Annotated in this window: 11 protein-coding genes and 1 pseudogene; 5 read left to right on the forward strand and 7 right to left on the reverse strand. The window is 72.8% G+C overall.

Features of this window, described 5'->3' with window-relative positions:
- Positions 1 to 11: 11 nt before the first annotated feature.
- Together C6W10_RS24120 and guaB are read right to left on the reverse strand one after the other, a co-directional pair.
- Complete coding sequence (locus C6W10_RS24120) at positions 12 to 1,130, reverse strand: GuaB3 family IMP dehydrogenase-related protein (RefSeq protein WP_107260754.1); 1,119 nt, start codon at positions 1,128 to 1,130, stop codon at positions 12 to 14.
- 49 nt (positions 1,131 to 1,179) lie between these two features.
- Positions 1,180 to 2,742, reverse strand: a complete 1,563-nt coding sequence (gene guaB, locus C6W10_RS24125; protein ID WP_107260756.1) for an IMP dehydrogenase — start codon at positions 2,740 to 2,742, stop codon at positions 1,180 to 1,182.
- Between the two features lie 306 nt (positions 2,743 to 3,048).
- On the opposite strand from guaB, the gene C6W10_RS24130 reads away from it, so the two are divergent.
- Positions 3,049 to 3,474 (forward strand): DUF5319 domain-containing protein, encoded by a 426-nt coding sequence (locus C6W10_RS24130; RefSeq protein WP_107260758.1) that lies wholly within the window; start codon positions 3,049 to 3,051, stop codon positions 3,472 to 3,474.
- 25 nt (positions 3,475 to 3,499) lie between these two features.
- On the opposite strand, the gene C6W10_RS24135 is transcribed toward C6W10_RS24130, so the two are convergent.
- The gene (locus C6W10_RS24135) at positions 3,500 to 3,691 is read right to left on the reverse strand and encodes a response regulator transcription factor (RefSeq protein ID WP_369930863.1); all 192 of its coding nucleotides are present in this window, start codon (positions 3,689 to 3,691) and stop codon (positions 3,500 to 3,502) included.
- Positions 3,685 to 4,546, reverse strand: a pseudogene (locus tag C6W10_RS39765) (helix-turn-helix transcriptional regulator). Before C6W10_RS39765 ends, C6W10_RS24135 begins: the two are co-directional and overlap by 7 nt.
- 253 nt (positions 4,547 to 4,799) lie before the next feature.
- On the opposite strand from C6W10_RS39765, the gene C6W10_RS24145 reads away from it, so the two are divergent.
- A complete protein-coding gene (locus C6W10_RS24145; RefSeq protein ID WP_107264240.1) occupies positions 4,800 to 5,210 on the forward strand; it encodes a WhiB family transcriptional regulator in 411 nt (136 codons plus the stop codon).
- A gap of 37 nt (positions 5,211 to 5,247) precedes the next feature.
- Here C6W10_RS24145 and C6W10_RS24150 read toward each other — a convergent pair whose 3' ends face one another.
- From C6W10_RS24150 to groES, 3 genes are all read right to left on the reverse strand, one after another.
- A complete protein-coding gene (locus C6W10_RS24150; RefSeq protein WP_107264241.1) occupies positions 5,248 to 6,813 on the reverse strand; it encodes a molybdopterin-dependent oxidoreductase in 1,566 nt (521 codons plus the stop codon).
- Between the two features lie 225 nt (positions 6,814 to 7,038).
- Positions 7,039 to 8,685 (reverse strand): chaperonin GroEL, encoded by a 1,647-nt coding sequence (gene groL, locus C6W10_RS24155; RefSeq protein WP_107260760.1) that lies wholly within the window; start codon positions 8,683 to 8,685, stop codon positions 7,039 to 7,041.
- A 79-nt stretch (positions 8,686 to 8,764) separates the two neighbouring features.
- Positions 8,765 to 9,079, reverse strand: a complete 315-nt coding sequence (gene groES / locus C6W10_RS24160) for a co-chaperone GroES (RefSeq protein ID WP_199187625.1) — start codon at positions 9,077 to 9,079, stop codon at positions 8,765 to 8,767.
- A gap of 248 nt (positions 9,080 to 9,327) precedes the next feature.
- Here groES and C6W10_RS24165 point away from each other — a divergent pair, with 248 nt between their 5' ends.
- From C6W10_RS24165 to C6W10_RS24175, 3 genes are all read left to right on the forward strand, one after another.
- The gene (locus C6W10_RS24165) at positions 9,328 to 10,551 is read left to right on the forward strand and encodes a methyltransferase domain-containing protein (RefSeq protein ID WP_107260762.1); all 1,224 of its coding nucleotides are present in this window, start codon (positions 9,328 to 9,330) and stop codon (positions 10,549 to 10,551) included.
- Positions 10,552 to 10,561: 10 nt separating this feature from the next.
- Positions 10,562 to 11,041, forward strand: coding sequence for a Cys-tRNA(Pro) deacylase (ybaK, locus tag C6W10_RS24170; RefSeq protein ID WP_107264242.1), 480 nt, complete (start codon positions 10,562 to 10,564; stop codon positions 11,039 to 11,041).
- Positions 11,042 to 11,423: 382 nt separating this feature from the next.
- Positions 11,424 to 12,515: a sugar ABC transporter substrate-binding protein gene (locus C6W10_RS24175; protein WP_107260764.1), complete on the forward strand. Its 1,092-nt coding sequence runs from the start codon at positions 11,424 to 11,426 to the stop codon at positions 12,513 to 12,515.
- The last annotated feature ends 68 nt before the right edge of the window (positions 12,516 to 12,583 follow it).

Consider the following 12,583-nt stretch of genomic DNA (forward strand, 5'->3'; position numbering starts at 1 on the left):
CACGGTGGCGACTACCGGTCGAGGACGAGCCCCACCTTCTGGAACTCCTTCAGGTCCCGGTAGCCACACTTGGCCATCGCCCGGCGCAGCCCGCCGAACAGGTTCAGTTGGCCCTCCGGGTCGTCCGACGGCCCGTAGAGCAGTTTCTCCATCGAGCCGAGCGGCTCGTCGGCCACCCCGTAGGCGCCGCGCGGCAGCTTCGGGTGGCTGGCCGCCGGGTGCCACCAGGCACCGCCGGCCGGCGCCTCGGCGCAGAGCGAGAGCGGCTCGCCGAGCATCACCGCGTCGGCGCCGCAGCCGAGCGCCTTGGCGATGTCGCCGGAGGTCTGCAGGTCGCCGTCGGCGATCAGGTGCACGTACCGGCCACCGGTCTCGTCGAGGTAGTCCCGGCGGGCCGCCGCCGCGTCGGCGATCGCGGTGGCCATCGGCACCCGGATGCCGAGCACCGACTCGGTGGTCGACCAGTCGTCGCCGCCGAGCCCGACGATCACGCCGGCCGCGCCGGTACGCATCAGGTGCAGCGCCGTCTTGTAGTCGGTGCAGCCACCGGCGACGACCGGCAGGTCGAGGTCGGCGATGAACTCCTTGAGGTTCAACGGCTCGTCGGTGGTGGAGACGTGCTCGGCCGAGACGATGGTGCCCTGGATCACCAGGATGTCCACCCCGGCGTCCAGGATCACCGGGGCCAGTGCCAGGGTGTGCTGCGGGGAGACCCGGACGGCGACCGTGGAGCCGCCCTCGCGCATCTGCCGGACCCGCTCGGCGATCAGCTCGGGGCGGATCGGCTCGGCGTACACCTCCTGGAGCCGGCGGGTGGCCGCGGAGCCCTCCTCCAGCCGGGACAGCTCCTCCAGGATCTTGGCCGGCTCCTCGTAGCGGGTCCACAGCCCCTCGACGTTGAGCACCCCGAGCCCGCCGAGCCGGCCCAGGGTGACCGCCGACTCCGGGCTCATGGTGGCGTCCGACGGGTGCCCGACGCAGGGGATCCCGAACTGGTACGCGTCGAGCTGCCAGGCGGTCGAGACGTCGTCCACGTCCCGGGTACGCCGGCTCGGCACGATCGCGATGTCGTCCAGGTGGTAGCCGCGCTGTGCGGTCTTGCCCAGCCCGATCTCGACCACGTCACGCATGGGTCACTCCAGAGTAGAAAGGGGGGTGGTGGCGGGGAGGCGGTGACCGTCAGCGGGTGTGGTAGTTCGGTGCCTCGACCGTCATCTGGATGTCGTGCGGGTGGCTCTCCTTCAACCCGGCGGCGGTGATCCGGATGAGCTGTCCCCGGCGGTGCAGCTCGGGGATGGTCTCCGCGCCGACGTAGCCCATCGCCAGCCGCAGTCCGCCGACGAGCTGGTGGGCGACCCGGGCCAGCGGGCCACGGTAGGGCACCTGCCCCTCGACGCCCTCCGGCACCAGCTTCTCCTCGCTGGCCACGTCGTCCTGGAAGTAGCGGTCCTTGGAGTACGACCGGGCCTGCCCGCGCGACTGCATCGCGCCCAGCGACCCCATCCCCCGGTACGCCTTGAACTGCTTGCCGTTGATGAACATCAGCTCGCCGGGGCTCTCCTCGGAGCCGGCGAGCAGGCTGCCGAGCATCACGGTGTCGCCGCCGGCCACCAGCGCCTTGGCGATGTCGCCGGAGTATTGGATTCCGCCGTCGGCGATCACCGGCACCCCGGCCGGGCGGGCGGCCCGGGCCGCCTCCATGATCGCGGTGATCTGCGGTACGCCGACCCCGGCGACGATCCGGGTGGTGCAGATGGCGCCCGGCCCGACCCCGACCTTCACCGCGTCGGCACCCGCCTCGACCAGCGCCTTCGCCCCCGCGTAGGTCGCCACGTTCCCGCCGATCACGTCGACGGTGGTGTCCTTCTTGAGCCGGCCGACCATGTCGAGCACGGCCCGCTGGTGCCCGTGCGCGGTGTCCACGATCAGCACGTCGACCCCGGCCTCGACCAGCGCGCGGGCCCGCTTGTAGGCGTCCTCGCCGACCCCGACGGCGGCGGCCACCCGGAGCCGGCCGGCGTCGTCCTTGGTGGCGAGCGGGTACTGCTCGCTCTTGGCGAAGTCCTTGACGGTGATCAGGCCGCGCAGCCGCCCGTCCGGGTCGACGATCGGCAGCTTCTCGACCTTGTGCCGGCGCAGCAGGTCGAGCGCCTCCTCCTTGGTCACCCCGACCTCGGCGGTGACCAGCGGCATCGGGGTCATGATCTGGCGTACCGGGGTACCGCCGTCGGTGACGAACCGCATGTCGCGGTTGGTCACGATGCCGACCAGGGTGCCCTGGGCGTCGGTCACCGGCACCCCGGAGATCCGGTAGCGGCCGCAGAGCGCGTCGACGTCCCGCAGGGTGTCGTCCGGCCCGCAGGTGACCGGGTTGGTGACCATGCCGGCCTCGGAGCGCTTCACCAGGTCGACCTGGAGCGCCTGGTCCTCGATCGAGAGGTTGCGGTGCAGTACCCCGATGCCGCCGTTGCGGGCCATCGCGATCGCCATCCGCGCCTCGGTCACCGTGTCCATCGGGCTGGAGACCAGCGGGATGGCGATCTCGACGTTGCGGCTGAGCCGGGTGATGGTGTTCACCCGGCTCGGGATGATCTCGGACTCGCCGGGTTGCAGCAGTACGTCGTCGAAGGTCAACCCGAGCGGCACCACCCGGGCCGAACCGGCCGGCAGTTCGGGCAGGTGCCCGGCGAGCTGGTCGGCGTCGGTGGCCAGCGGAAGGTCGTTGGTGGGTCGGTTCTCCACGATGTGTCCCCTGCTGCTGTGGTTGACGATGCTTGTTGACGGTGCTCTGGTCGGTTGACGGTGCTCCGGTTGACGATCGACGACGGTCACCGCCGACCCGGCCGCGATCTCGCCGACGCGGGTCGGTCGGCGCTGAGCTGGTCGGACAGGCTGCCCGCGCGGGGCGGCGCCAGGGTTCGCCCCGGGGTACGGCGCGATGGTTCATCGTACCCATCCGGCGGGGTGGGCGTCGCGGGCGCGGGTACAGCGGCGGTACAGGCCACAACGGGTGACCACGCCGGGCGGTGTTGGGACTACGGTGGAGGGGTGCACGAGGAGCCGATCGACCCGTTCAACGGTGACCCCGCCGATCCCTCCGCCGGCCTTGACGACCCGGGCGAGGAGACCGAACTCGACCCGCTCAGCGAGGTCGAGCGCCAGGACGTGCTGGAGGACCTCGCCGACCTGGAGATCTACCAGGCGCTGCTGGGTCCGGTCGGGGTACGCGGCCTCGTGATCGAGTGCGAGGACTGCCGGGAGCCGCACTACTTCGACTGGGACCTGCTCCGGGGCAACCTGCGGCACCTGCTGACCTCGGGCCGGCCCCGGGTGCACGAGCCGGCCTACGATCCCGACCCGGATCACTACGTCACCTGGGAATACGCCCGTGGCTACGCGGACGGGGTGCACGACACCCTGAGCGAGACCGCCGACGAGAACGAGGGCGAGGCCGAGACCGAGACCCCGCGCTGAGCGGGGACGGCCCACCGGGTGGGGGTCAGGCCACCAGGCCGGCCCGGAACCCGGCCGCCACCGCGTGCGCCCGGTCCCGGGCTCCGAGCTTGCGGAACAGGCGCCGGGCGTGGGTCTTCACGGTGTCCTCGGAGACGAAGAGTTCCCGGCCGATCTCCGCGTTGCTCTTCCCGTCCGCCATCCCGACCAGCACCTGCATCTCGCGCTCGGTCAGCACCGGCCGGCGGGCCGGAGCGGCCCGGCCGGCTCCGCCCGGGCCGTCGGCGCCGCGCGACTCCTGGCCCGGAGCGCCTCCGCCGGGCCCGTCCGGGCCGGCCTTCTCCGTCGGGTACGACTGCCCCGGGGCGGTACCGGTCGAGGTGCCCTGGTCGGTCGGCGCGTTCGGGTCGTCGCCACGCTGGGCCGGTACCACCGCCGGCCCGGTCGGCTGTTCCCCGGTGGTCTCGCCGGCACCGGTACGCGATTCCGGGTCCTCGCGCCGACGCGGGGCCGACTCGTCCCCCGGTGAGCGGCCGCCCGGCGTCTCCCCGCCCGGACCGTCCCGGCCGGGTCCGGTGGGCGCCCGCACCACACTGCCCAGCCGCTGCCCGGCCGAGGGCTGGCCGCCCGGCTCACCGGGCTCGCCGCCGCGGCCGGCACCGACGGGACCGGCCTGACCGCCGCCGGCCAGCGCGCCGCCGGGCAGGGCGGCACCGCCCCGACCGGGCCGGCCGCCGAGCAGCAGGATCGCCTTCGCGACCACGCTCACCAGGTCGTGGTCGCTGCCCTGGATCAACCCCCGGGCGCCGGCCGCGATGGTCGCCGCGGCGACTCCCGGGTCCTCGGCGCCGAGCAGCAGGATCGCCGCCCCGGGTGACCGGGCCAGGACCCGCCGGGTGAAGCCGACGCTGTCCGGGCGGGTGAGCGCGGTGTCCGCGAGCACCACGTCCGCCGGCCGCTCGGCGAGCCGGAGCATGGCTTCGGGGTCGGACACCGCGGTGCGGACAGCGGCGGCCAACCCGAGCCGGGCCGCCGCCGCCGCGACGTTCTGGGCCGCGAGCGGGGTCCGGACGCAGACAAGAACGGTGCGCACGGTGCTCTCCTCTCCGCAACGAGGAGACCACGCCGGTGAATGATCATGATGAGTTTCCACGGATGAACCACAAACTTTTTGGACGATTCGCCCCAGGGAGCGGATTCGGCGCCAGAAGTTCGCGATCAAGTACGTGTGAGCCGTCCACACCCGGGGTACCGGAACCCGTGGTCGGATCGGTGCGCCTGCGCGGCCCGCCGCCCGGATCTCGGCCGAGCAGGTCATCGCGGTGCCGCGCGGAAGGAGGGTGCTGATGTCGAACGTACGCAGGCTGCCTGGACCCATCGTCGATCTGTGGGAGTGGCAACGGCTTGGCGCGTGCCGGGGCCGGGACAGTGCCCAGTTCTTCCACCCGGAGGGTGAGCGAGGCTCGTCCCGCAACCGTCGCGAGGCCAGCGCCAAGGCGGTCTGCGTGACCTGCCCGGTTCGTGCCGAATGCGCCGCCCACGCGCTCGCCGTACGCGAGCCGTACGGGGTGTGGGGTGGCTTCAGCGAGTCCGAGCGGCTCCGCCTGCTCGCCGTCGGCTGGGAGGACCTCGCCGACCGTCGACAGAGCCGGGTGGACGTGGCCAGGCTGGAGGCCCGGCTCGGCCGGCCGTTCCGGTCGACGATGCCCGCCACCAACGCTCGGCCCGAGCCGGTACCGATCCAACGCTCCGCCTGACCCGACGACGGCCCGCGCCCGGCCCGCCCCCGGGCGCTCAGCCCACCGTCACGGTGACCGTGTGCCAGCCGGTGGCCCCGTCCGGCTCGACCGGGCGCGACTGCCCGGTCTGCACCGCCCCGGTCGCGTCGGTCGCGCGGACCCGCAGGGTGTGCTCGCCCGGGGTGGCGAGCCATCGCCAGGACCACTGCGCCCAGGTGTCGGTGGAGACCGATCCGGCCAGGGTCGCCGGCTGCCAGTCCCCGTCGTCGACGCGTACCTCCACCCGGCGGATCCCGACGTGCTGCGCCCAGGCCACCCCGGCGACGGTGACCGGGCCGGCCGGCACCGTCCGGCCCGCCCGTGGGGTGTCGATCCGCGACTGGGTCTTGACCGGCCCCCGCGCCGACCAGCCCCGGGGCACCCAGTAGGCGTCGAAGTCGGCGAAGCTGGTCAGCTCCAGCTCCACCACCCACTTGCAGGCCGAGACGTAGCCGTACAGGCCGGGCACCACCACCCGGGCCGGGAAGCCGTGCTCGATCGGCAGCGGTTCGCCGTTCATCCCGACCGCCAGCATCGCGTCCCGGCCGTCGGTGAGCAGCTCGGTCGGGCTGCCGCAGGTCCAGCCGTCGGAGGAGCGCGCCACCACCTGGTCGGCGCCGGGCAGCGGCCCGGCCTCGGCGAGCAGCGGGCCGAGCGGTACGCCGAGCCAGCGGGCGTTGCCGACCAGCTCCCCGCCGACCTCGTTGGAGACGCAGGCGAGGGTGATGTGCCGTTCGATCATCGGCCGGGCGAGCAGGTCGGCGAAGCGCAGCGTCACCGGGTTCCGCACCCGACCGTGGATCCGCAGCCGCCAACTCTCCGGGTCCACCCGGGGCACCACGAGTGCGGTGTCGATCCGGTAGAAGTCCCGGTTCGGCGTGACGTACGACGACAGCCCCGGAACCCCGAGTTCGGCGGTTGCCGGCACCGGCGCCGCCGGGCTGGCCGGGGCCGGCAACTCGACCGCCGCACGGGCGGCCGAGACACCCCGCCGGGTCGACAGCCAGCGCCCGCCGAAGCCACCCACCGCCGCCCCGCCGACCGCGAGCCCGACCCCGGTCAGGAACCGCCGCCGGGCGTACTCGTCCGGGTGGGCGGTGACCGCGACGGTCGGTGCGGCCAGGGACCGGCCGAGCGGTCCGGCGACGAAGAGCCGCAGTACGCCGGCCGCGAGTACGGCGCCGACCAGCGAGGGGAGCGCGGCGAGCGGGCCGGCCTCGGGCCGGGTCAGCGCCGCGAGTACCCCGACCGCGCCGAAGAGGGCGATCCCGGCGTACCCGAGGGGCCGTGACCGGACCGCGACCAGCCCGACCAGGACGGCGAACCCGGCCAGCAGCACGGCGGTGCCGACCAGGAGTGCGATCTTGTCGTAGACGTAGAAGACGTCGACGGCGAACCGCTTGAGCGGGGCGGGCGCCAGGTCCACCACCGCGCCGCCGACCGCGACCAGCGGGGCGGAGCGGGCGCCGGTGAACACCGCCACCACCTCGGCCGCGCCGACCGCGACCGCCGCGGCGGCCACCCCGGCCAGCGCACCGAACCGGCGCGGCAGGGCGCCGCGTCCCGCCGGGGTCGTCGCCATCGGCCCGTCACCGCCCAGATCCGGGAGCACCCTCATCGGACCAGTGTCCATCGGCCGTGGCCCGGGCGGAAAGGCGCCGGGGTTCGTGGGCCGGGGCGGCGACAGCCCGGAAACGAAGATCCGCGTGAGCGGGGCCGGACGTGGGAGGTCCCACGCCGGCCCGCTCACGCGGATCCCGGTGTCGCGGTCGGGCGGTGCGGATCGGTGTGATCCGGACCGGACCGGTCAGAAGCCCGGACCGTGCTGGTGGCCGTGACCGTGACCGTGGCCGTGCCCACCGGCGGCGGCCGGCTCGGCCTTCTCCGGCTTCTCCACGACCAGGCTCTCGGTGGTCAGCAGCAGCCCGGCGATCGACGCCGCGTTGGTGACCGCGTTGCGGGTCACCTTCACCGGGTCGATGATGCCGGCCTTGGCCAGGTCCTTGTACTCGCCGGTGGCGGCGTCGAGGCCGTTGCCCCAGCCCTGCTCGGCGACCTTCTGCACCACCACGTAGCCGTCGTGGCCGGCGTTCTGGGCGATCCACCGCAGCGGCTCGACCAGTGCCTTGCGGACGATCGAGACGCCCACCTTCTCGTCACCGGTCAGGCCCAGGTCGCCGTCGAGCGCCGAGCGGATCTGCACCAGCGCGGCGCCGCCGCCCGGTACGGTCCCCTCCTCGACCGCGGCCTTGGTCGCGGCGATCGCGTCCTCGATGCGGTGCTTGCGCTCCTTCATCTCGACCTCGGTCGCCGCACCGGCCTTGATCACCGCGATGCCGCCGGAGAGCTTGGCCAGCCGCTCCTGGAGCTTCTCGCGGTCCCAGTCGGAGTCGGACGCCTCGATCTCCTTGCGGATCTGGGTGATCCGCTCGGAGACGTCGTTGTCCCGGCCCCGGCCGTCGATCACGGTGGTGTTGTCCTTGTCGACCACCACCCGGCGGGCGGTGCCGAGCACCTCCAGGCCGACCGAGTCGAGCTTGTAGCCCAGCTCGGGGGCCACCACCTCGCCGCCGGTCAGGATCGCCATGTCCTGGAGCATCGCCTTGCGCCGGTCGCCGAAGCCGGGCGCCTTCACCGCGCAGACCTTGACGGTCTTGCGGATCGCGTTGACGACCAGGGTGGAGAGCGCCTGCCCCTCCACGTCCTCGGCGATGATCAGCAGCGGCTTCGCGGTCTGGAGGACCTTCTCCAGCAGCGGCAGCAGCTCCTCGATCGAGGAGATCTTCTGGGTCGTGATCAGGATGTACGGCTCGTCGAGCACCGCCTCCTGCGACTCGGTGTCGGTGACGAAGTTCGGCGAGATGAAGCCCTTGTCGAACTGGAGACCCTCGGTGACCTCCAGCTCGGTGGCGAGGGTCGAACCCTCCTCGACGGTGATGACGCCGTCCCGGCCGACCTTCTCCATCGCCTCGGCGATCAGGTCACCGATGGTGGCGTCCTGCGCCGAGATGGTCGCCACGTTCGCGACCGACTCCCGGCTGCCCACCTCGACGGCCTTCTCCAGCAGTGCCTCGGAGATCTTCTCGGCGGCCAGGTCGATGCCCCGCTTGAGCGCGGCCGGCCCGGCACCGGCGGCCACGTTGCGCAGCCCCTCCCGGACCATGGCCTGGGCCAGCACGGTGGCGGTGGTGGTCCCGTCGCCGGCGACGTCGTTGGTCTTGGTCGCCACCTCCTTGACCAGCTGCGCGCCGAGGTTCTCGTACGGGTTGGTGAGCTCGATCTCCTTGGCGATGGTCACGCCGTCGTTGGTGATCGTCGGAGCACCGAACTTCTTGTCCAGGACGACGTTGCGCCCGCGCGGGCCGAGAGTGACCTTGACCGTGTCCGCGAGCGTGTTGACACCGTGCTCCAGCAGGTGCCGGGCGTCATCCGAGAAGCTCAGAATCTTCGCCATTGTGTAAACAGGGTCCCTTCACGAGCGCTGCCCCGGCCCGGCAGGGCCGGTCCGGGGCAGCGTCACTGGATCAGTCAGATCACTTCTCGATGACGGCGAGGACGTCGCGGGCGGAGAGCACCAGGTACTCCTCGCCGGCGTACTTGACCTCGGTGCCGCCGTACTTCGAGTAGATGACCGTGTCGCCGACCTTCACGTCAACCGGGATCCGGTTGCCGTCGTCGTCGAAACGGCCGGGGCCGACAGCGAGGACGGTGCCCTCCTGCGGCTTCTCCTTGGCGGTGTCGGGAATCACGATGCCCGACGCCGTGGTCGTCTCAGCCTCGTTCGCCTGGACCAGGATCCGGTCCTCGAGCGGCTTGATCGCAACCTTGGTCGCGGTAGTCACGGGCATACCCTCCTGGGGTACTGGTTTCTGTGCCGGCCGGCGAGCCGACCAGCGTCAATCTGCCACATGCCACCGGGCGGGTCCGTCGTCGCGGGTGCCGGTCCGCCTGGCGTTCAGCTCCCGGACAGCGGCCCGAAAGCTGGCACCCTCGGTTTGAGAGTGCTAACGGCAGGTTATGCCGACGGCTAGCACTCCGTCAAGGAGAGTGCCAACCCGACACGCCCGGGACCGCCCCCGGCCGGCACAATGCTCCGGTGGACGTCGAGCAGCTCGCCGCGCTGCGTACCCCGGACGGGTCAACCGCGCTGGCCACCGCCGCCGAGCTGGCCGGCGGCGACCCGCTGGGCGCGGCGGCCGCGCTGCGCTCGGCCGGGGTACCCCCGGGGCTGGCCGCCGCCGCGCTGACCCAGGCCGAGCTGCGGCGCCGGGCGACCGCCAAGTTCGGCCCGGCGGCGGCCCGGATGTTCTTCACCCGGGCCGGGCTGGAGCAGGCCACCCGGGCCGGGGTCGCGGCCCGGCGGGCCGCCCGGCTGCGCGCCGCCGGGGTGGCCACCCTGGTCGACCTCGGCTGCGGTCTCGGCGCCGACGCGCTCGCCGCCGCCCGGGCCGGCATCCGGGTGTACGGCGTGGAGGCGGACCCGGTCACCGCGGCGATGGCCGCCGCGAACGCCGAGGCGGCCGGGGTGGCGGACCGGTTCACCGTCACGCTCGGCGACGCGACCCGGTTCGACCTGACCGCCGTCGACGACCCGGTCGACGCGGTCTTCTGCGACCCGGCCCGGCGCCGGGCCGGCACCGGCCGGCGGATCTTCGACCCGGCCGCCTACTCCCCGCCCTGGGACTTCCTGCTCGGCCTCGCCGACCGGGTGCCCCGGACGGTCTTCAAGGTGGCGCCCGGGATCGACCACCGGCTGCTGCCGGCCAGCGCCGAGGGCGAGTGGGTCAGCGTCGACGGCGACCTGGTCGAGGCGACCGTCTGGTCCGGCCCGCTCGCCGCCGCACCCCGTCGGGCCACCCTGCTGGCCGGGACGGCGGTGCACGAGCTGACCGGGGACGGGACCCGCCGGGCCCCGGTCGGCCCGGTCCGGCGCTTCCTCTACGACCCGGACCCGGCGGTGGTCCGGGCGCACCTGGTGGCCGAGTTCGCCGGTACGGTCGACGGCACCCTCGCCGACCCCGAGATCGCGTACGTCTACGCCGACGCCGCCCGGCCCACCCCGTACGCCCGGTGCCTGGAGGTGCTCGAGTCGCTGCCCTTCTCGCTGAAGCGGCTGCGTACCCGGCTGCGCGACCTCGACGTCGGGCGGGTGGAGATCCTGAAGCGGGGTTCGGCGCTGGAGCCGGAGCGGCTCCGCCGCGACCTGCGGCTGACCGGCTCGCTGCCGGTCAGCCTGGTGCTGACCCGGGTCGCCGACGCACCTACCGTGCTGCTCTGCCGTCCGGTGCCGGCCCCGGAACCGGCGGCGTCGACCGGGTAGGGTGCGGACCGTGGCGGGCAGGGGCACACCGGCGACCGCGCTGCTGACGCGGCAGCGGATCCCGCACACGCTGCACCCGTACGACGTCGCGCCGGAGACGCCGAACTACGGCGCCGAGGTGGCGGCGGCGCTGGGCGTACCGCCGGAGCGGGTCTTCAAGTCGCTGGTCGCCAGCGTCGACGGGGTGCTGACCGTGGCGGTGGTACCGGTCACCGGGGAACTCGACCTGAAGACGCTGGCGACGGCGGTCGGCGGCAAGCGGGCGACGCTGGCCGACCGGACGCTGGCCGAGCGGACCACCGGCTACGTCCGGGGCGGGATCAGTCCGCTGGGGCAGCGCAAGGCGCTGCGTACCGTGGTCGACGCCTCGGCCGAGCGCTTCCCCACCATCTACGTCTCGGCGGGCCGCCGGGGGCTGCAACTCGAACTCGCCCCGGCCGACCTGATCCGGCTCACCTCGGCCACCACCGCGCCGGTCGCCGCACCCTGATCCCCGTCCTCGGTCGCCCGGTCCACGCCCTCGGCCGGCGGTCCGGGCGGTCCGTCCGGGCCGCCGCAGGATCGATCATTTCCGGCGTATCGCCACCGGCCGATCCCGGGATGTCGGTCACGTTGCCGAATTGTTATCGCCAACAACAAACTCGTGGCCTCGGTGACCTTGCCCCGAGGAGTCTTCGCGCAATACGTTGCCGGACACAACAAAAGTGAGGCGGGCGATCGCCACGGCCCACCGACGCCCCGCCGAAGCGCGACCCGGCGGAGCCGCTATCCAGGCAGCCCAACGGGGGGAGGCCACGGGCCGCACGACGACCGTCCAGGCGTACCACCGCTGGAACCCGAGACACCACACCCACCCCGAAAGGACCCGTGCAATGCGCAGAGGGATCCTCACCATCGCCGCCGTGGGCCTGCTGACCACGGGCGGCCTCGCCGCCTGCGGCGACGATTCCGGCGACGGCAGCGGTAACACCCCCGAGCCGAAGATCGGCGTCATCCTTCCGGACAGCGCCTCCTCGGTCCGCTGGGAGACCGCGGACCGCAAATACCTGGAGGCGGCGTTCGACGCGGCCGGCGTCAAGCACACCATCCAGAACGCCCAGGGCGACAAGGCGCAGTTCCAGACCCTCGCCGACCAGATGCTGACCGAGGGCGTCACCGTCCTGATGATCGTCAACCTGGACTCCGGCACCGGCAAGGCGGTGCTGGACAAGGCCAAGAGCCAGGGCGTACCCACCATCGACTACGACCGGCTGACCCTCGGCGGCTCGGCCGAGTACTACGTCAGCTTCGACAACGAGGCCGTCGGCAAGCTCCAGGGCGAGGGTCTGGTCAAGTGCCTGACCGACAAGGGCGCCAAGAACCCGGTCATCGCCGAACTGAACGGCTCGGAGACCGACAACAACGCCACGCTCTTCAAGAACGGCTACGACGGCGTGCTGAAGGCCAAGTACGACTCCAAGGAGTACGTCAAGGGCCCCGACCAGTGGGTACCCGCCTGGGACAACGCCCAGGCCGGCACGATCTTCGAGCAGATGATGACCCAGCAGAACGGCAAGATCGACGGCGTACTGGCCGCGAACGACGGGCTGGGCAACGCGGTCATCTCCGTGCTGAAGCGGAACAAGCTCAACGGCAAGGTTCCGGTGACCGGCCAGGACGCCACCGTGCAGGGCCTGCAGAACATCCTCGTCGGTGACCAGTGCATGACCGTCTACAAGGCGGTCAAGCAGGAGGCCGACGCGGCCGCCGAGCTGGCGATCGCGCTGGCCAAGGGCGAGAAGAAGGCCGCACCCACCACCGTCCGGGACCCGGAGGGCAACCGGGACGTGCCGGCCGTGCTGCTGGAGCCGAAGGCCATCTACAAGGAGAACGTCAAGGACGTCGTCGCCGACGGCTACGTCACCAAGGAAGAGCTCTGCAAGGACGCCTTCGCCGCCGCCTGCACCGAGGCCGGCGTGAGCTGACCGTACGACGGCAGCGGGCTCGACCGCCCCGCCGAGACGCCGCCCGGTACGGAACCATCCGTACCGGG

This window comes from Plantactinospora sp. BB1 (genome assembly GCF_003030385.1).
In the GTDB taxonomy this organism is placed as follows: Bacteria; Actinomycetota; Actinomycetes; order Mycobacteriales; family Micromonosporaceae; genus Plantactinospora.

What these genes read in the sequence shown, in the direction of transcription:
- C6W10_RS24120 (WP_107260754.1), bottom strand. Translation starts at nt 1,130, where the DNA reads ATGCGTGACGTGGTCGAGATCGGGCTGGGCAAGACCGCACAGCGCGGC.
- C6W10_RS24145 (WP_107264240.1), top strand. Translation starts at nt 4,800, where the DNA reads ATGTCGAACGTACGCAGGCTGCCTGGACCCATCGTCGATCTGTGGGAG.
- C6W10_RS24150 (WP_107264241.1), bottom strand. Translation starts at nt 6,813, where the DNA reads ATGGCGACGACCCCGGCGGGACGCGGCGCCCTGCCGCGCCGGTTCGGT.
- groL (WP_107260760.1), bottom strand. Translation starts at nt 8,685, where the DNA reads ATGGCGAAGATTCTGAGCTTCTCGGATGACGCCCGGCACCTGCTGGAG.
- groES (WP_199187625.1), bottom strand. Translation starts at nt 9,079, where the DNA reads ATGCCCGTGACTACCGCGACCAAGGTTGCGATCAAGCCGCTCGAGGAC.
- C6W10_RS24175 (WP_107260764.1), top strand. Translation starts at nt 11,424, where the DNA reads ATGCGCAGAGGGATCCTCACCATCGCCGCCGTGGGCCTGCTGACCACG.